This is a genomic window from Bradyrhizobium sp. USDA 376, from assembly GCF_054063675.1.
The window spans coordinates 5118832-5137841 of the sequence record NZ_JBSSGN010000001.1; the positions used below are offsets into that span (position 1 = coordinate 5118832).

The 19010-nt window shown below is 65.5% G+C and carries 16 protein-coding genes; 15 read left to right on the plus strand and 1 reads right to left on the minus strand.

Going from position 1 to position 19010, the window contains the following annotated elements:
• Positions 1-5 precede the first annotated feature (5 nt).
• The 4 genes from ACVJ19_RS23875 to ACVJ19_RS23890 all read left to right on the plus strand — a co-directional run bounded on the left by ACVJ19_RS23875 (position 6) and on the right by ACVJ19_RS23890 (position 4693).
• The gene (locus ACVJ19_RS23875) at positions 6-1301 is read left to right on the plus strand and encodes an aminotransferase class III-fold pyridoxal phosphate-dependent enzyme (protein ID WP_453951518.1); all 1296 of its coding nucleotides are present in this window, start codon (positions 6-8) and stop codon (positions 1299-1301) included.
• Positions 1298-2980, plus strand: a complete 1683-nt coding sequence (locus tag ACVJ19_RS23880) for a long-chain-fatty-acid--CoA ligase (protein WP_453951520.1) — start codon at positions 1298-1300, stop codon at positions 2978-2980. Before ACVJ19_RS23875 ends, ACVJ19_RS23880 begins: the two co-directional genes overlap by 4 nt.
• Positions 2981-3095: 115 nt before the next feature.
• Complete coding sequence (locus tag ACVJ19_RS23885) at positions 3096-4028, plus strand: N-carbamoyl-D-amino-acid hydrolase (RefSeq protein WP_453951522.1); 933 nt, start codon at positions 3096-3098, stop codon at positions 4026-4028.
• Between the two features lie 5 nt (positions 4029-4033).
• A complete protein-coding gene (locus ACVJ19_RS23890) occupies positions 4034-4693 on the plus strand; it encodes a flavin reductase family protein (protein WP_453951524.1) in 660 nt (219 codons plus the stop codon).
• On the opposite strand, the gene ACVJ19_RS23895 is transcribed toward ACVJ19_RS23890, so the two are convergent.
• The gene (locus tag ACVJ19_RS23895) at positions 4690-5352 is read right to left on the minus strand and encodes an aspartate/glutamate racemase family protein (protein ID WP_453951526.1); all 663 of its coding nucleotides are present in this window, start codon (positions 5350-5352) and stop codon (positions 4690-4692) included. The genes ACVJ19_RS23890 and ACVJ19_RS23895 overlap by 4 nt on opposite strands.
• Before the next feature lie 56 nt (positions 5353-5408).
• Between ACVJ19_RS23895 and hydA the strand changes: the two genes are divergently transcribed.
• From hydA to ACVJ19_RS23950, 11 genes are all read left to right on the plus strand, one after another.
• Complete coding sequence (hydA, locus tag ACVJ19_RS23900; protein ID WP_453951528.1) at positions 5409-6878, plus strand: dihydropyrimidinase; 1470 nt, start codon at positions 5409-5411, stop codon at positions 6876-6878.
• A gap of 16 nt (positions 6879-6894) precedes the next feature.
• Positions 6895-7869, plus strand: coding sequence for an NAD-dependent epimerase/dehydratase family protein (locus ACVJ19_RS23905; RefSeq protein WP_453951530.1), 975 nt, complete (start codon positions 6895-6897; stop codon positions 7867-7869).
• A 1-nt stretch (position 7870) separates the two neighbouring features.
• Positions 7871-8620: an SDR family oxidoreductase gene (locus ACVJ19_RS23910; RefSeq protein ID WP_453951531.1), complete on the plus strand. Its 750-nt coding sequence runs from the start codon at positions 7871-7873 to the stop codon at positions 8618-8620.
• Positions 8617-10053: an NAD(P)-binding domain-containing protein gene (locus ACVJ19_RS23915; protein ID WP_453951533.1), complete on the plus strand. Its 1437-nt coding sequence runs from the start codon at positions 8617-8619 to the stop codon at positions 10051-10053. The genes ACVJ19_RS23910 and ACVJ19_RS23915 overlap by 4 nt, the downstream gene beginning before the upstream one ends.
• A 121-nt stretch (positions 10054-10174) precedes the next feature.
• Positions 10175-11794, plus strand: coding sequence for an ABC transporter substrate-binding protein (locus ACVJ19_RS23920; RefSeq protein ID WP_453951535.1), 1620 nt, complete (start codon positions 10175-10177; stop codon positions 11792-11794).
• Between the two features lie 28 nt (positions 11795-11822).
• Positions 11823-12857 (plus strand): ABC transporter permease, encoded by a 1035-nt coding sequence (locus tag ACVJ19_RS23925; protein ID WP_453951537.1) that lies wholly within the window; start codon positions 11823-11825, stop codon positions 12855-12857.
• Positions 12854-13702 carry an ABC transporter permease gene (locus ACVJ19_RS23930; protein WP_453951538.1) on the plus strand — a complete coding sequence of 283 codons (849 nt, stop codon included), beginning with the start codon at positions 12854-12856 and terminating at the stop codon, positions 13700-13702. The genes ACVJ19_RS23925 and ACVJ19_RS23930 overlap by 4 nt, the downstream gene beginning before the upstream one ends.
• Positions 13699-15369 carry a nickel ABC transporter ATP-binding protein NikE gene (gene nikE, locus ACVJ19_RS23935; RefSeq protein WP_453951539.1) on the plus strand — a complete coding sequence of 557 codons (1671 nt, stop codon included), beginning with the start codon at positions 13699-13701 and terminating at the stop codon, positions 15367-15369. Before ACVJ19_RS23930 ends, nikE begins: the two co-directional genes overlap by 4 nt.
• A 155-nt stretch (positions 15370-15524) precedes the next feature.
• Positions 15525-17129 (plus strand): ABC transporter substrate-binding protein, encoded by a 1605-nt coding sequence (locus tag ACVJ19_RS23940; RefSeq protein WP_453951541.1) that lies wholly within the window; start codon positions 15525-15527, stop codon positions 17127-17129.
• Between the two features lie 17 nt (positions 17130-17146).
• Positions 17147-18088 (plus strand): ABC transporter permease, encoded by a 942-nt coding sequence (locus ACVJ19_RS23945; protein WP_211400951.1) that lies wholly within the window; start codon positions 17147-17149, stop codon positions 18086-18088.
• Positions 18085-19008 carry an ABC transporter permease gene (locus tag ACVJ19_RS23950; protein WP_453951543.1) on the plus strand — a complete coding sequence of 308 codons (924 nt, stop codon included), beginning with the start codon at positions 18085-18087 and terminating at the stop codon, positions 19006-19008. The genes ACVJ19_RS23945 and ACVJ19_RS23950 overlap by 4 nt, the downstream gene beginning before the upstream one ends.
• The last annotated feature ends 2 nt before the right edge of the window (positions 19009-19010 follow it).

The following is a 19010-nucleotide window of genomic DNA, read 5'->3' on the forward strand; positions in this document are numbered from 1 at the left end:
CCGCGATGAGCAGATTGTTGCGAACCGGACTGAATGCGGGCGAGGCCCCGCCGATGGCCGTGGTCGGCGGCGAGGGCGTCTATTTTCATCTTGCGGATGGCCGCAAGCTGATCGACGGCAGCAACACCGGCGGCGGCCTCGGCCATCGCCATCCCGCGATGGTGGAGGCGATCCGCCGCGCGGCGGATACGCCCGTCGTCAACGAGGGGTGGACCTGGGTCGGCCGCGAGCAGGCCGCGGACGATCTGATGGCCACCGCGTTCAAAGGCGAGGAGGATTGGGTCGGCGCGGTGCGTTTCTGCATCAGCGGCAGCGAGGCCAATGACATGGCGCTGTCGCTGTGCCAGGCGCTGACGCAGCGCTCCGCGCTGGCGACGCGCGAGCGCGCCTATCACGGCATCACCGGCCTGTCGCGCAGCATGACCGTGCAGCCGCAATGGCACGGCGGCCTCGCCGTGCACGCGGGCGGCTCAAAACTGCCGGCGCCGATGGCGCCGGTGCGGATATTGCCGGCACCGGATGGCGCGATCTATGGCGGGCCGGCCACCAATACGCCGCCGAGCGAATATCTCGCCGATGCCCCGCGCCTGCTCTCGGACACGGCGGCGACGATCATCGACTACACCCAAGGCGGCATCTACTACGACGGCGCCTATCAGGACGAGGTGGCGCGCTATGCGCGGCAGGCCGGCTCTTACTGGATCGCGGACGAGGTCGTCACCGGCGCCGGTCGCGCGGGCCGCTGGTTCGCCTTCCAGGGCGCGCAGAGCCGCCCCGACATCGTGACCCTCGGAAAGTCGCTCGGGGGCGGTGCTGCGGCGGTTGCTGCCGTCGTGGTGTCCAAGGACATCGTCGAGCGGCTCAAGGGCACGAGCTGGCAGAACTACGGCACGCTGCGCGGCCACCCCATCAGCATGGCCGCTGTCAGCGCCTATCTGAAGGTCATCACCGACGAGAAGATTCTGGAGCACGTGCAAAATCTGGAGAAGCTGTTCACCCGCCGCCTGCTCGCGATCGCGCAAAAGCACCCGAGCGTGCAGCGCGTGGCCGGGCAGGGGCTGCACTGGACGGTCGAATTGCACGGCCCTGACTGGCGCACCTGGCATGCCGATACCACGGAGGTTCCGATCGCCTCGCGCGTCGCGGAGCGCGCGCTGGAGGCCGGCGCGGTGATCGGAACCAGCGGCGAGCAGACCTCGCTGTTCCTGGCGCCGCCGCTGTTGATCTCCGAGCGCGAGGCTACGCTGCTTCTGGATGCGCTCGACCACGGTCTCGACATTGCCGACAAGGAGCACGCGTGACCGCGGACCACGCAGCACCTCGTCGCTCGCCGGCCTGGCCGGCGGATGAGCCCTGGCATCTCGCGATGCCCGAGGGGACGCTTTACGACGCGCTGGCGCGCGCGGTGAATGATCGTCCCTCGCATCCGGCGACGGTGTTTTACGGCGCGAGCCTGAGTTACGCCGAGCTGCGCGACCGGGTCGATGCCATGGCCGGCTTCCTGCAAGGCGTTTGCGGCGTGAAGCGCGGCGACCGCGTCATGATCGCGCTGCAGAACTCGCCACAATATGTCATCGCCTATTACGCGGTGATGCGGGCGGACGCCGTGATCGTGTCCGTCAATCCCATGAACAAGACCGCCGAGATCGCGTATCTCGCCGCGGACAGCGGCGCTGGGGTCGCGATCATCGGCAGCGAACTGGGCGATGTGTTTGCGCCGCTGGCCGGCGATGCCATCGCGCATGTAATCGTCGCTCAGTATCGCGACGAAGTTCCGGCCGCGACGCCCTACACGCTGCCATCATGCGTGATCGAAGCGCCGTCGGTGCCGCCGTCCTCGCCGGGCTGGCATTCCTGGTCGGCCGCGATCGCGCAAGGCCTGCAGCCGGGTGCAATGGAGGCAGGGCCGGACGATCTCATGATCCTGCCCTATACCTCGGGCACGACGGGCAAGCCCAAGGCCTGCATGCATACCCATCGCAGCGCGCTGTTCACCGCCCTGTTGCAGGCGCGCTGGTACGGGCTCGGCGGCAGCGACGTGATGACCGGCTTCATGCCGCTGTTCCATGTCGCGGGCATGCAGGGCTCGATGAATGCTGCCATCGTCACCGGCGCCACGCTGCTGCTGATGGCGCGCTGGGACAAGGATCTGCTGCCGGACCTGTTCGAGACCTATGGCGTGACGTTCTGGAACGCGGCGCCCACCATGATCGTGGATGTGCTCGCCAGCGCCAGCTTCCGCGACAAATGCTTTGCAAAACTCAAGGTGCTGACCGGCGGTGGTGCGGCGATGCCGACCGCGGTTGCCGAGCGGCTGAAGGGGCGGTTCGGCCTCGATTTCGTCGAGGGCTACGGCATGACCGAGACGATGTCGCCGACCCATCTCAATCCGATGGCGGCGCCGAAGCGGCAGTGCCTCGGCATCTCCGTGCACGAGACCGACGCTAGGGTCGTCGATCCCGAGAGCCTGATCGAGCTTGACGACAACGTCGTCGGCGAGATCGTCGTGCACGGGCCGCAGGTGCTGCAGGGTTACTGGAACAGGCCGCAGGCGGATGCCGAAGCCTTCATCGATCTCGACGGCAAACGGTTCCTGCGCACGGGCGATCTCGGTTATCGCGATGCGGAAGGCTATTTCTTCGCCGTCGACCGCCTGAAGCGGATGATCAATGTCAGCGGCTTCAAGGTGTGGCCGGCCGAGGTGGAAGCGGCGATGTACCAGAACCGCGCCATCAGGGAGTGCTGCATCGTCTCGGCGCCGGACGGCTATCGCGGCGAGACCGTCAAGGCGCTGGTGGTGCTCGATGAGGCCGCGCGCGCGACGATTTCGGCGGATGACATCGTCGGCTGGGCCCGCGGCGCGATGGCGAGCTACAAGGCGCCGCGCGCCGTCGTCTTCGTCGAGTCGCTTCCGCGGACCGCCAGCAACAAGATCAACTGGCGGCTTTTGCAGGACGCCGAATGGGGGCGGACGGCATGAAAGCTGCTTGGCTGGAAAAGCGGTGCGAGGCTGCGTTATGCTGCGCTCGCCGACACGCCCCTGAAGCTGCGTTCCCCAGCCTCCCCAAGAAACTCAAGAAATCAGGAATTCGCTGATGCGTATCGTCAATGTCGCCGCCGCCCAGATGGGCCCGATCCAGAAAGCCGACAGCCGCGAGGCCGTGGTCAAGCGCATGATCGCGCTGATGGACGAGGCCAAGAGCAAGGGCGCCGACCTGATCGTCTATCCCGAGCTGGCGCTGACGACGTTCTTCCCGCGCTGGTACGTCGAGGACCGCTCCGAGTTCGACATCTGGTTCGAGCGTGAGATGCCGAACGCGGCAACCAGGCCGCTGTTCGAGCGCGCGGCGCAGCACGGGATGGCGATGAATTTCGGCTATGCCGAGCTGACGCCGGACGGTCATCATTTCAACACTGCGATCCTGACCGACAAGTCCGGCAAGATCGTCGGCAAGTACCGCAAGGTCCATCTGCCCGGCCATGCGGACTACGACACCAAACGCTCGCACCAGCATCTGGAGAAGCGCTATTTCGAGCCGGGCGATCTCGGCTTCAAGGTCTGGCGCGAGCTCGGTGGCATTATCGGCATGGCGATCTGCAACGACCGCCGCTGGCCCGAAACCTACCGCGTCATGGGCCTGCAGGGCGTCGAGATGGTGCTGATCGGCTACAACACGCCGTCCGTGAATGCGGAGAAGAGCGAGGAGGGCGTCGAGAAGCGCCTGTTCCACAATCGCCTCTCGGTGCAGGCCGGCGCCTACCAGAATGCGACCTGGGTCGTCGCGGTCGCCAAGGCCGGCAATGAGGACGGCCATCCGCTGTTCGGCGGCAGCCTGATCGTCGATCCCAACGGCGAGATCGTCGCGGAAGCCAAGACCGAAGACGACGAGGTTCTGGTCCACGCCTGCGACCTCGATGCCACCACCTTCGGCAAGACCACGATCTTCGATTTCGCCCGGCATCGCCGCATCGAGCATTACGGCCTGATCACCAGCCAGACCGGCGCGGTGCCGCCACCGGAGAAGTGACGCCGATGGCGGACAACGGCATATCACTGCGTGAACTCGACCCGCGCGATCGCTACAAGCTGCTCTGCGGCGTGGTGGTGCCGCGGCCGATCGCGCTGGTGACGACGCTGGACGAGAACGGCGCGGTGAATGCCGCGCCGTTCAGCTTCTTCAATGTCTTCTCGGAGAGCCCGGCGCTGATCGTGCTCGGGCTCCAGCACAAGCCGGATCACTCGCCGAAGGACACGACCCGCAACATCCATCGTGACGGCGAGTTCGTGGTTCACATGGTGGACGAGGCGCTGTCGGTCGCGATGAACGACTGTGCCGTCGATTTTCCCTCCGGGGACAGCGAGGTCGCCGCGACGGGCCTAGTGACGCTTCCCTCCGTCGACGTCAAAGTGCCGCGCCTTGCTGCGGCGCCCTTCGCGCTGGAGTGCCGGCGTCATGTCGTGCTGAACTTCTCGCCGGATCGCGAGCTCCTGGTCGGCGAGGTGCTCAGGGTGCACGCCCGCGAGGGCCTCGTCGATGAGGCCAATATGTATGTCGATCTCGACGCCTACCGGCCGATCGGCCGCATGTTCGGCAATCTCTACACCACGCAGCGCGATACGTTTGCTTTGACGCGCGAGAGCCATGCGCAATGGCTCGCGCGTCAGGACAAGAAAGAGCTGAAGGACGCCTAGTGAGCCGAGAACTGCACCGTACCCAGCGCCATGGTGACAGCCGCCTGTGTTGGGTCGATCACGGGAATGCGCAGCGCGTCTTCCAGCGGGCGGCGGTGGCGCGCCATGCCGGCGCAGCCCATCACGATGGCGCGAGCGCCATCCTCGTCGCGCAGCGCGCGGCCGATCTCGATCATCCTGGCGAGCGTGCCTTCGCCCGATGCAGTTTCGGCGACGCTCATATTCAGCGGCCGCTCGCCGGCGAGGCGGTCGGTCAGCCCCATCTGCCTGAGATAGCGCATGTGACGCGGGATCGAGCGCTGGGCAATCGCGATGACGCCAAAGGTCTCGGCGCGCGAAAGCGCCGTCAGCACGCCGCACTCGGCGATGCCGAACACCGGCCGGTCGGTGCCTTCACGGCAGACCTGAAGCCCGGGATCGCTGTAGCAGGCGATGACGAAGGCGGCCGAGCTGTTGTCGCTTTCGACGAGCTTTCGCAGCGGCATCGCAACGCTATCGACGTCCGCCTGGCTTTCGATGCCGAAGGGACCTTCGGCCAGCGTCTGGCAGACCACTTCCGGCCCGCCCTCGAAACCGAGCGGCTTCAGCGCATCCTCCAGCCCCTGCGTGACTGCAGGGTTGGAGTTCGGGTTGATGACGAGAATGCGCGGCCGGGACATGATGGTCTTCCTGCGAAATTACGAGTACGTGCCTTGAGCCTATCACGGAGTGCCTCATGACTGAACCCGCTTACGACCTGATCATCCGCGGCGGCCGCGTCGCCACCACCACCGACGTCTTCGAGGCCGACGTCGCCATCTCAGGCGAGACCATCGCAGCCATCGGTAAGGGCCTTCCGGCGGCCAAGCGCGAGATCGACGCGCGCGGCAAGCTGGTGCTGCCCGGCGGCGTCGACAGCCACGCCCATATAGAGCAGCTGTCGGCGGCGGGCATCATGAACGCAGATACGTTCGAGAGCGCGACCGTGTCGGCGGCGTTCGGCGGCACCACCACGGTGATCCCGTTCGCGGCTCAGCATGTCGGCATGAAGCTGCCACAGGTGGTGGAGGACTATCACGCGCTGGCAAAGAAGGGCGCGGTGATCGACTACGCCTTTCACATGATCATTGCGGATGCGACCAGGGAGACGGTCGAGGAGCACATCCCGGCGCTGGTGAAGCAGGGGCATGCCTCGATCAAGATCTTCATGACCTACGACCGGCTCAAGGTCGACGACGAGCCTTTGCTCGACATCCTGCTCGCCGCCCGCCAGTCCGGCGCGATGCTGTGCGCCCATGCCGAGAACCACGGCATCATCGCCTGGATGGTGAAGCGGCTGCTCGCGCGCGGCTACACGATGCCGAAATACCACGCCATCAGTCACGCCCGCGTGTCGGAGGCGGAAGCCTTTACCCGGCTGATCGGCATGGCGGCGCTGATCGACCAGCCGATCATGATCTTTCACGTCTCGACCGCCGAAGGCGCCAAGGTGATTCGCGATTCACGCGGGCAGGGGCTCAAGGTGTTCGCCGAGACCTGTCCGCAATATCTGTTCCTCACGGCCCGCGATCTCGACAAGCCCGGCTCCGAGGGCGCCAAATGGATGTGCAGCCCGCCGCCGCGTACGCATGCGGACCAGGAGGCGCTGTGGCAGGCGCTGTCGCTCGGCGATCTCCAGACTATCTCCTCGGATCACGCGCCGTATCGCTATGACGAGACCGGCAAGCTGCGCGCCGGACCCAACCCCAATTTCAAGCAGGTCGCCAACGGCCTGCCGGGGCTGGAGCTGCGGCTGCCGCTGCTGTTCGACGCGATGGTGTCGAAGGGGCGGCTGGGCCTGGAAAAATTCGTCGAGCTGACCGCGACCGCGCCGGCAAAAATCTACAATCTGCATCCGCGCAAGGGCTCGATCGCGGTCGGAGCCGATGCCGACATCGCGATCTGGGATCCGAACCGCGAGACCGTGATCGCCGACGAGATGATGCACGATCTCGCCGGCTACACGCCGTTCGCGGGCCGCAAGCTGAAGGGCTGGCCGGTGTCGGTGCTCTCGCGCGGTCGCGTGATCGTCGAGGGCAACAAGTGTCTCGCAAGCGCCGGCAGCGGAAAATTCCTGGCGCGCAGCGGCGGCGAGGCGGCGAAGCCGACAGGCCGGCTCGTCGCCGACATGGATCCGGAACGGAATTTCGGAGCAAAACTGCTGTGATGGTGGATCGCGCGCGATGAAGATCGTCATCTTCGGCGGCACGGGCTTTGTCGGTCTCAATCTTGCCGAGGTGCTGCTCGCGCGCGGCCATGAGGTGACGCTGTATGATCGTGCGCCGCTGCCGCCGGCTGCGCAGCGATCGCTGGCCGATTATCGCGAGCGGCTCAAAGCCTTGCAGGGCGATATCACCGACGTAGACGCCATCGACGCCCTCATCGCAAAGGGCTGCGATGCGATCGTGCTCGGCGCCGCGGTCACTGCGGGCGATGGCCTCGAACGGGCATCGCCCGCGCGCGTTCTTGAAATCAACGTCATGGCCCAGATCCCGATCCTGCAAGCCGCGATCCGCCATGGTGTTCGCCGGGTCGTCAATCTGTCGTCGGCATCGGCTTACGGCGCATCGGGCACGCGGTTCGAGGTCCTCGACGAGGAGACGCCCTGCGATCCCGTCTCGTTCTACGCCATCAGCAAGTTCACCTCGGAACGATCGGTGGCACGGCACGCCGGGCTTTTTGGCGGTGATTTCCTGAGCGTGCGCTTAAGTGCGGTGTTCGGTCCGTGGGAGCGGCCCGGCTCGGTGCGCGATACGCCGAGCCTCCAGTTCCAGATCCTTGCCGCGTTCGCCCGCGGCGAGCCGGCTCTTCTCCCTGCGCCAGGCATCAAGGATTGGACTTACGCGCCCGACGCCGCCGAAGCGGTGGCGGTGTTGATCGAGGCCGAGCGGCCGCGCCATCGGCTCTACAACATTTCCAGCGGCGCGGCCTGGTCGGCGCTGCAATGGGGCGAGGCGTTTGCGGCCCTGCATCCCGGGCTGAAGTGCCGGCTCGCGTCTCCCGGAGAGAACACCTTCATCAAGCTCCACGGCGGGGATCGGGCGCCGATGTCGGTCGAGCGGATGGCCGACGAGTTCGGCTGGCGCGCCCGGTTCGGCTGTGCCGAGTCGGCCGCCGCGATGAGCGCCTGGTGGATGCAGCACAGGGAAGGGATCTGACATGCGGCTGCAGGGGCGCACAGCCATCATCACCGGAGCGGGCTCGGGCATCGGCCGCGCCAGCGCAAAGCTGTTCGCGGAAGAGGGCGCGCGTCTTGCTCTGGTCGATCGCGATGCTGCTGGCCTTGAGGAAACACTGAGCCTGGTCGGTGCGGCAACGACGCATGTCGGCGACGTCGGCGATGCCGCATTCGCTGAAGCCGTTGTTAGCGATATCGTCGCGCGGCACGGCCGGCTCGACATCCTGATGACGGCGGCCGGCTTCTCCTGCGGCGGCACGGTGCTGACGACGAGCCTGGACGACTGGGACGCGGTGTTTCGCGCCAATGTCGGCGGCACCTGGCTGTGGGCGCGGGCAGCCGTACCTCACATGCAGCGGCAGAAGACCGGCTCGATCATCACGCTCGCTTCGCAGCTCGCGATCGCCGGTGGCAAGGGCAACAGCGCCTATATCGCTGCCAAGGGCGCGATCGTCAGCTTGACGCGGACGATGGCGGTGGATTTCGCCACCGACGGCATCCGCGTCAATGCGATTGCGCCGGGCGCGATCGACACGCCGATGCTTCGCCGCAGCTTTGCCCGCCACGCCAATCCGGACGAGGTGCGCGAAGCCTCGCGCAGCCGTCACGCCATGAAGCGGTTCGGCGCGGCGGAAGAGATCGCGCAGACCGCGCTGCATCTCGCCAGCGATGCGTCGTCCTTCACGACCGGCACCGTGATGGTGGTCGACGGAGGCTGGCTCGCGGCATGAGTGAGGCGCTCACCCGGCTCGAAGCCCATATTCGCGCTGATCTTGCGATGATCGCGCATCCCGGCGCCGCCTGGCTCGAACCGAAAACGGGGCCCGACGGCAAGCCGGCGCTGGATGTGCTCATTATCGGCGCAGGCCAGTCCGGCATCGCCATCGGCTTCGGCCTGATGCGCTCCCGCGTCAGCAACATCTTGCTGCTCGACAAAGCCGAGGAGGGGAAGGAGGGCCCGTGGCTCACCTATGCCCGCATGCCGACGCTGCGCAGCCCGAAGGACTACACTGGCCCGGACCTCGATATCCCCAGCCTGACCTACCAATCCTGGCACGAAGCGCGCTTCGGCAAGGAGAGCTGGCAGACGCTGAGCCTGATCCTGAGGGAGCATTGGGCGGAGTACCTGCTCTGGCTGCGGCGCACGATCGGCTTGCCAGTGCGCAATGGCAGTGAGCTCGTGGAGATCGCGCCTGCGGCCGATGGCCTACTCGCCGCGCGCGTAAAACGGGCAGGAGAGGTCGCGACGCTGTACGCCCGCAAGATCGTGCTGGCGACAGGGCAGGAGGGCATGGGCGACTGGATGATCCCGGCGCAGCTAGCGCATCTGCCGGTGGGTTCGGTCGCGACCGTCGCCGACGATATCGATTTCGAAGGGCTTCGCGGCAAGCGCGTCGCTGTGATCGGCGCGGGCGCATCGGCCTTCGACAATGCCGCGACGGCTTTGGAGGCGGGCGCCGCCGAAGTGCATCTGCTGTGCCGCCGCGCGCAAATCCAGGTGATCCAGCCCTATCGTTGGCTGACCTTCCGTGGCTTCCTGCGCCATCTCAGCGATCTCGACGATGCCTGGCGCTGGCGCTTCATGCGCAAGATCCTCGAGATGCGGGAAGGATTTCCGCAACCGACCTATGACCGCTGCGCACGTCACGCCAATTTCACGCTGCACGAGGGCGCGCCGGTCGAGGCCGCGCGCGAGACCGGCAAAGGCATCGAATTGCAGACGCCGCGCAGCAGCGTCACGGCGGACTTCGTCATCTGCGGCACCGGCATCGACATGAACTTTGCCGGGCGTGGCGAGCTCGCCAAATTCGCCGGCAACATCGCGACCTGGGCCGATCGCTATCGTCCGCCGGAAAACGAGCGCAACGAACGGCTCGGCCGCTTTCCCTATCTCGCCGACGACTACGCCTTCACCGAACGCGTGCCGGGAAAGACGCCGTGGATCTCCGACATCCATCTCTTCGCCATCGCCTCCACCATGAGCTTTGGTCCGTCGGGATCGTCGATCAATGCGATGACGACCGCCGTTCCAAAGCTGGTCCACGGCCTGACGCGCGGCCTGTTCCGCACCGATATCGCGCGTCACTGGGCCTCGCTCAGCGCCTATGACGTGCCGCAGGCCGTGGTCACGCGGCCGGCGCGAAAAATGGGGGAAATGCTGTGATCATCCATGCGCCGCCGCGACGATGCGTCCCCAAAAACGCCCCATGAGACTGGCGCGCAACTTGCTTCTTTCTTAACCTGCCTTGCTGGCGTTTCTTGCTCGAAATTCAAGGAAAAAAAGAATGCGTTTTGTGTCTTTCAGGCCGGCGACCTGCGTCCTCGCTACCGCTGCGTTGTTGCTCATCGCCACCGCGCCGTCACAAGCGCAGACCAGGGCGGAGACCTTGCGCTATGTGACGGGTGCATCCGTCAACACGCTCGATCCAAACATTCCCGGCTCGACCCGCGAGTCCTTCGCATTGAGCATGAGCACCTATGACCGGCTGGTCGCGTTCGGCCGCAAGCAGCTCAATGGCAAGTGGGTGTTCGATCTCGACACCATCACCGGCGAGCTCGCCGAATCCTACGAGGTCAGTCCCGACGGCCTGAAGCTCACCTTCCGCCTGCGCAAGGATGCAAAGTTCCAGGACGGCTCGCCTGTCACCGCCGAGGATGTGAAATGGTCGCTCGACCGCTGCGTCACCGCGCCGATCCTCGGCAAGGCGCAGCTGCTGACGGGCTCGCTGACGTCGGCCGACCAGTTCAAGGTCATTGATCCCCTCACCATCGAGGTGACGCTGCCCAAGCCCGACAAGCTCGCGCTGCCCAATCTTGCCACCGTCTACCCGATGATCATCAACTCGAAAGTGGCAAAAGAGCATGCGACGGCTGACGATCCCTGGGCCACGGCCTGGCTCAAGGAGCACACCGCCGGCAGCGGCGCCTATGTGGTCGAGAGCTTCAAGCCCGGCGAGCAGGTCATCCTCAAGCGCGACGAGAGCTGGAACCGCGGCTCGGCCAACAAGCCGGCTTTCTTCAAGCGCGTGATCGTGCAATCGGTGCCGGAGCCCGCGACCCGCGCCAACCTTGTCGAGCGCGGCGATGCCGATCTCGTGCTCGATCTCCAGGCCAGCGACGTGCAGTCGCTGGAGGCCAAGGGCAAGCTCAAGGTGGTCTCGACGCCGCAATACAATGCGATCACCTATGTCTCGATGAACAACCAGATGCCGCCGTTCGACAATGTCAACGTCCGCCGCGCCATCGCTTACGCGCTGCCTTATGACGACATGTTCAAGGCCGCTCTGTTCGGCCGCGGTTCGCCGCTGTTCGGCGCGAGCTGGCCGGATGGCAAGCCACTGAACGGCATCTATCCGTTCCAGCAGCCGGTGAAGCTCGATCTCGACAAGGCCAGGGAATATCTCAAGGCTGCCGGTCTGCCCGAAGGCTTCTCGACCACCTTCAGCTTCAACGTCGGCCAGGCCGCGACCGCGGAGCCGATGGCGGCTCTCGTGAAGGAGTCGCTCGGCAAGATCGGGATCAAGGTCGACATCCAGAAGCTGCCGGACGCGCAGATGTCGACGCAGATCAACGAGAAGAAGCTTCCCTTCTACACCGAAGGCATCGTCGCCTGGCTGCCCTCGACCGATTACTTCTACCGCAACTTCTACACCGGCAATCAGCGCTGGAACTACAGCTCGATCAACAACCCGGATCTCGCCGCGATCGCGCAGGAAGCCCGCTTCGAGCCGGATAAGGCCAAGTATGAGGAAGCGGGCCGCAAGCTCAACGCGATGCATTTCGATCTGATGCCGCAGATCATGCTGTGGCAGCCGAACCAGGATGCCGTCATGGCGCCGTCGGTCGAAGGCTACACTTACGAGTTCCATCGCCAGGTCGACTATCGCGACGTCAGCCGCAAGTGATATCGGAAAGCGAAGGAGGCTCTAAAAGGTGACGACCGGTCTTGGCGCAACGATGGTGCGGGCGGGCAGGCGGCTTCTGTCGTCGCTGCCGGCGCTGTTCGGTGTGCTGGTCTTCACCTTCCTGCTGATGCGCGTCCTGCCCGGGGATCCCGCGGTGTTCTTTGCCTCCGGGCCCAATGCGGGCAAGGAGGAGATCGAGCTGATCCGCAAGCAGATGGGGCTCGACAAATCGGTGCCGGAGCAGCTCGTGTTCTATCTCTCCGACATCGGTCACGGCAATCTCGGCCGCTCCATGATGACCGGGCAGCCGGTGCTGAAGGATCTGCGCGAGCGGCTGCCGGCCTCGCTCGAACTCACTTTCACCGCGCTCCTGATCGCGCTGATCGCGGCGGTACCGCTCGGCGTCATCGCGGCGCTGCGGCCGGGATCGATCATCGATCACGGCGTGCGGCTGTTCTGCGCGCTCGGTGTCTGCGTCCCGACCTTCGTCTCGGGCCTGCTCTTGATCTACGTCTTCTACTATCTGCTTGGGCTTGCACCTGATCCCACGGGGCGGATCGACGTCTTCACCTCGCTGCCGCCGCAACGCACCGGCTTTCTCTCCATCGATTTCCTGCTTGCCGGTGACTTCGAGGGCTGGTGGGCGGCCTGCAGGCAATTGATCCTGCCGGCGGTCAGTATGGCGCTGTTCGTGATCGCACCGCTGGCGCGGATCACGCGGGCCTCGATGCTGGTCTCGCTCGGCAGCGATTTCGTGCGCACCGCGCGCTCGGTCGGATTGTCCTGGCGCAAGGTGGTCGTCACCTACGCGCTGAGGAATGCGATCCTGCCCGTCATCACCATCGCCGGCATCGTGTTCTCGACCATGCTGGGCGCTAACGTTCTGGTGGAGAAGGTGTTCTCCTGGCCCGGCGTTGCCTCCTACGCGCTCGATGCGCTGCTGTCGTCCGACTACGCGCCGGTGCAGGGTTTCGTGCTGCTGATGGCGAGCCTGTTCGTGCTGGTCAATCTCGTGGTCGACATCTGCTACGGCATCGCCGATCCCAGGGTGTCGATCGAATGACCAGCGCAACCCTTCGCCATTCTGTCTGGATTTTGCGCGGCAATCCGCTCACCGCGGTCGCCGCGACCGGCGTTCTCCTGTTTGTCCTCGTCGCGATCTTCGGCCCCTGGATCGTGCCCTATGATCCCGTGGTCTCCAATGTCTCGGAGGCTCTTTTGCCGCCGAGCGCGGCGCATCTCGCCGGCACCGACCAGCTCGGGCGCGACGTGTTCAGCCGTCTCATCATTGCCGCGCGGCTGGATCTTGCGATTGCGGTCTCGGCGGTCGGCATCTCCTTCGTGATCGGCGCCGTGGTCGGTTCGTTCTGCGGCTATGCCGGCGGCAAGCTCGATCGCGCGGTCGGCCGCTTCGTCGACGTGATGATGGCCTTTCCGCTGTTCGTGTTGGCGATGGCGATGGTCGCGGCGCTCGGCAACCGGATCGAGAACATCGTGATCGCAACCGCGATCATCAATCTTCCCTTCTACATCCGCTTCGCGCGCGCCGAGGTGAACGTCCGGCGCAATGTCGGCTGGGTCGAGGCCGCGCGCGCCTGCGGCGAGAGCCATTTCTCGGTGGTGCTGCGCTTCCTGTTGCCGAACATCCTGCCGGCGATGGCGGTGCAGATCTCGCTCAATCTCGGCTGGGCCATATTGAATGCTGCCGGCCTGTCCTTCATCGGCCTCGGCGTCAAGCCGCCGACGCCGGAATGGGGCATCATGGTTGCGGAGGGCGCGCGCTTCATCTCCACGGGGCGGTGGTGGCTGGTGGCGTTTCCGGGCCTCGCGCTGATGATGGCCGTGCTGTGCTTCAATCTTCTCGGGGACGGGATGCGGGATATTCTCGATCCCCGCATGCGCACATGAGCGAGGAACTGCTCAGGATCGAGGACCTCCACGTCTCGTTCTCGACGCGGCGCGGCATGGTCGAGGCCGTGCGCGGCGTTTCGCTCAACGTCGGGGCCGGCGAGATGCTCGGCCTTGTCGGCGAGAGCGGTTCGGGCAAGTCGGTGACCGGCTTTGCGACGACGCGGCTGCTCGATGCCGCCGGCCGCGTCACCGGCGGAAAAATCCTGTTTCGCGGGCAGGACGTGACGAAGCTCCGGGGCGACGACCTCCGTCATCTCCAGGGCGCCGCGATGTCGATGATCTTCCAGAATCCGCGGGCGGCGCTCAATCCGATCCGCGCGATCGGTCTGCAGATCGCGGACGCGATCCTCACCCACAAGCGGATCTCCAAGGACGCGGCGCGCGCCGAGGCGCTGGACCTGCTGCGCGCGGTCCAGATCCGCGATCCCGAGGCGCGGATGAATGCCTATCCGCACGAGCTCTCGGGCGGCATGTGCCAGCGCGTCATGATCGCGATCGCGATCTCCTGCAATCCCGCGCTCCTGATCGCGGACGAGCCGACCACCGGCCTCGACGTCACCACGCAGAAGGTGGTGATGGACCTGCTCGCGGACATCGCAGCCGCGCGCGGCATGGCGACAATCCTGATCACGCACGACCTCGGCCTCGCGGCACGTTATTGCCGCCGTATCGCGGTGATGGAGCGTGGCCGCATCGTGGAGGAGGCGAGCCCCAAGACTCTCTTCAGCGCGCCGCAGCACGCCTATACGAAGCGCCTCGTCGCGGCATCACCGACGGCGACATCGCGGATCGATGATCTCGTGACCGAGGAGGAGCGGGAGCGTTACGCGACTGTCGTCAGCAAGCCCAGGCAGGAACCCGCACACGGGACGCCGCCGCTGCTGGAGGTGCGCAAACTGGCAAAACGTTTCGACCAGGGCTCTGCCGCGGTCGCCGACTTCTCGATGACGATGGCGGGCGGCGAGAGTGTCGGTCTCGTCGGCGAATCCGGCTCCGGCAAGAGCACGACCTCGCGCATGATCTGCCGCCTGATCGATCCCAGCGAAGGCGACATCGTGTTCGACGGGCAGTCGATCGGCCATGTCGCCTCGCGCGACTTTCACCGTTCGCGCTTTCGCAAAGACATTCAGATGGTGTTCCAGGACCCGAACGAGAGCCTCAACCCGCGCTTCACCGCCTTCGACTGCATCGCGCATCCCCTGATGCGGCTCGACGGCATGCGGGCGGGCGATGCGTTGCGGCAACGGGTCGAAGAATGCGCCGAGCGGGTCGGGCTGCCGCTCGATCTCTTGCCGCGTTTTCCGCATCAGCTCTCCGGCGGCCAGAAGGCCCGCGTCGGCATTGCCCGCGCCATCGCCTGCCGGCCGCGGCTGCTCGTGCTGGACGAGCCGACCGCTGCGCTCGACGTCTCGGTACAAGCGGTTGTGCTGCAGCTGCTCGATCGCCTCAGGCGCGAGAACGACATCGCGCTGCTGTTCGTCAGCCACGATCTCAACGTGGTGCGCATGCTGTGCGACCGCACCATCGTGCTGCGCAATGGTGGCATCGTGGAGCAGGGGGAGAGCCGGGCGCTGTTCGACAATCCGAAGACCGACTACACCCGCAAGCTGGTCGAGGCGATCCCGCATATCGAGACCGGCGAGGTGCTCGCGGCTGCTCTTTAAGGCCGTGCAAGTCAACGTGGGCCAGCCAAAAAGTCGATGAGATCCCGCTGGCGAAGGCCCATTTACTGGCATACCATTTGCTTGCCAATGGACTTCGGTTTCACCTGCCTTTGGCCAACGATTGGCCGACATCACGGCATTACTGGGAGGACTTCATGGATCGCAGGACGGTATTGAAGGGACTGGCTGGCGCAGGCGGTCTGGCATTGACGGGCGGCCTCTCGGCCCCGGCGATCGCCCAGGGCGCCGCTGCGCGCACCCTGCGATTCGTGCCGCAGGCCAATCTCGCCAATTTCGACCCGATCTGGGGCACGCAATATGTCGTGCGTAATGCGGCCGCGATGGTCTGGGACACGCTCTACGGCATCGACTCCTCGTTCCAGCCGCAGCGGCAGATGGTCGAGTCCGAGGAAGTGACGGATGACGGCACGACCTGGACGTTCAAGCTGCGCCCGGGTCTCAAATTCCACGACGGCGAGCCGGTGCGGAGCAAGGACGTCGTCGCAAGCCTTGCGCGCTGGTCGGCGCGCGATCCGATGGGCCTGATGATCAAGGCGCTCCAGCAGGAGCTGACGGCCGTCGACGACCGCACCTTCAAATGGGTGCTGAAGCAGCCTTTCCCGAAAATGCTCTACGCGCTGGGCAAGAACAATTCGCCATGCGCCTTCATCATGCCCGAGCGCATCGCGCAGACCGATCCGTTCAAGCAGATTTCTGAATATGTCGGCTCCGGTCCGTTGAAGTTCGCCAAGAGCGAGTGGGTCCCCGGCGCCAAAGCCGTGTTCGAGAAGTTCGCGGATTATTCGCCGCGGCAGGAGAAGCCGTCCTGGCTGGCCGGCGGCAAGCAGGTGATGGTCGATCGCGTCGAGTGGGTGATCATGCCGGATCCGGCAACAGCCGCGGCCGCGTTGCAGAACGGCGAGATCGACTGGTGGGAGAATCCGATCGCCGATCTCGTTCCGGTCCTGAAGAAGAACAAGAACATCAGCGTCGATATCGGCGATCCTCTCGGCAATATCGGCTCCTTCCGCATGAACTTCCTCTATCCGCCGTTCAACGACGCCAAGGCGCGGCGTGCGGTGCTGATGGCGCTCAGCCAGGAAGACTACATGCGCGCGATCGTCGGCGACGACAATTCGCTGTGGAAGCCGCTGCCCGGTTACTTCACGCCGGATACGCCGCTCTACACCGAAGTGGGTGGCGAGATTCTGAAGGGCAAGCGCGATCTGGACGCCGCCAAGAAGCTGCTCGCCGAGAGCGGCTATTCCGGCCAGCCGGTGACGTGTCTCGTCGCGCAGGACCAGCCGATCACCAAGGCGATGGGCGACGTGACCGCCGACCTCCTCAAGAAGCTCGGCATGAATGTCGACTTCGTGGCGACCGATTGGGGCACGGTCGGCTCCCGCCGCGCGCAGAAGACACCGCCCGGACAAGGCGGCTGGAACATGTTCCATACCTGGCACGCAGGCGCGGATTGCGTCAATCCGGCTCCCTACACCGCCATTCGCGCGAATGGCGACAAGGCCTGGTTCGGCTGGCCGACCAGCGCAGGCACCGAAAAGGAGGTCTCGTCGTGGTTCGAGGCCAAGAACCTCGACGAGGAGAAGGCCGCCATCGGTCGTCTCAACAAGGCGGCGATCGATGACGTCGTCTACGCTCCGACCGGCTTCTTCCTGAGCTACACCGCGTGGCGCAAGAACGTCTCCGGCGTGACCAAGGGACCGTTGCCCTTGTTCTGGGGCGTGTCGAAGTCCGCATGATCGTGCGTTGAGGCCAGATGCTCTCCTACATCCTCCGTCGCATCGTCGCGACCTTGCCGGTCATGGCAATCGTCGCGCTGTTCGTGTTCAGCCTGCTTTACATCGCGCCCGGTGATCCGGCCGTGGTGATCGCGGGCGATCAGGCAAGCCCGGAGGATGTGGAACGCATCCGCCAGAGCCTCGGCCTCGACCGGCCCTTCCTGGTCCAGTTCGGAAGCTGGGTCTGGCGCATCCTGCATGGCGATCTCGGCACCTCGATCTTCACCAATCTGCCGGTCTCGGCGATGATCGGGCAGCGTCTCGGACCGACGCTGTCGCTGATGATCGTCACGCTTCTGCTCACGATCGTGGTGGCGGTGCCGCTCGGCGTGGTGGCGGCGTGGAAGGCCGGCAGCCTGATCGACCGCGTCATCATGGGCTTTGCGGTGTTCGGCTTCTCGCTGCCCGTCTTCGTGGTCGGCTACATGCTCGCCTACATCTTCGCGCTGGAGCTCGAATGGCTTCCGGTGCAGGGCTATACGCCGCTCACACAAGGCTTCTGGCCGTGGCTGGAAAACCTGATCCTGCCGGCGATCGCGCTCGGCTGCGTCTACATCGCGCTGGTCGCGCGCATCACCCGCGCCGCCATGCTCGAAGTCTTGCAGCAGGACTATATCCGTACCGCCAAGGCCAAAGGCCTGGGGCAGGGCGGCATCCTGTTCATTCATGCGCTGAAGAACGCCGCGGTGCCGATCGTGACCGTGATCGGGATCGGCATTGCGCTGCTGATCGGCGGCGCGGTCGTCACTGAAAGCGTGTTCGCGATTCCCGGCCTCGGCCGGCTCACGATCGATGCGATCCTGCGCCGCGACTATCCCGTCATCCAGGGCATCGTGCTGCTGTTCAGCTTCGTCTACGTCCTCGTCAATCTGATGATCGACGTCACCTACACGCTCGTTGACCCGAGGATCCGCTATTGACCGACACCACCGTCAACCCGCAATCGCTTCCCGCCGGCCTCGTCCTTGCGCCGCAACTGCCGGACATCCTCCGGCCGGTCAAGATCCGGCGCGGCTTCATCGGCCTGTTGCGCGGCCATCCGACGGTCGCGATCGGCGGCGCGCTGCTGCTGACCCTGGTGCTGATCGCGATCTTCGCGCCTTATCTCGGCACCGTCGATCCGACCGCGCTTGCGCCCGCCAAGCGGACGCGGGCGCCGTCGGCCGATTTCTGGTTCGGCACCGACGTGCTCGGCCGCGACGTCTATTCGCGCGTGCTCTTTGGTGCCCGGGTCTCGCTTACGGTCGGCCTGTCGGTTGCGATCTTCGCCTCCGCAGCGGGACTCGCCATCGGCATGGTCTCTGGTTTCGTCCGCTGGGCCGACGGCATTTTGATGCGCTTCATGGACGGCCTGATGTCGATCCCGCCGATCCTGCTGGCGATCGCGCTGATGGCCTTGACGCGTGGCAGCGTCGGCAACGTCATCCTGGCGATCACCATCGCCGAGATCCCGCGCGTCTCGCGCCTCGTGCGCAGCGTCGTGCTGTCGCTGCGCGAGCAGCCCTATGTCGACGCGGCGGTCGCCTGCGGCACGCGCACGCCGATGATCATCCTGCGCCACATCCTGCCCAACACGCTCGCGCCGATGCTGGTGCAGGCGACTTATATCTGCGCCAGCGCCATGATCACGGAGGCGATCCTGTCCTTCATCGGCGCCGGAACGCCGCCGACCATTCCGTCCTGGGGCAACATCATGGCCGAGGGCCGCGCGCTGTGGCAGGTCAAGCCCTATATCGTGTTCTTCCCGGCGGCCTTCCTGTCCGTCACCGTGCTCGCCGTGAACCTGCTCGGCGACGGCCTTCGCGATGCGCTCGATCCGCGCATGGCCAAGAGCCTGTGATG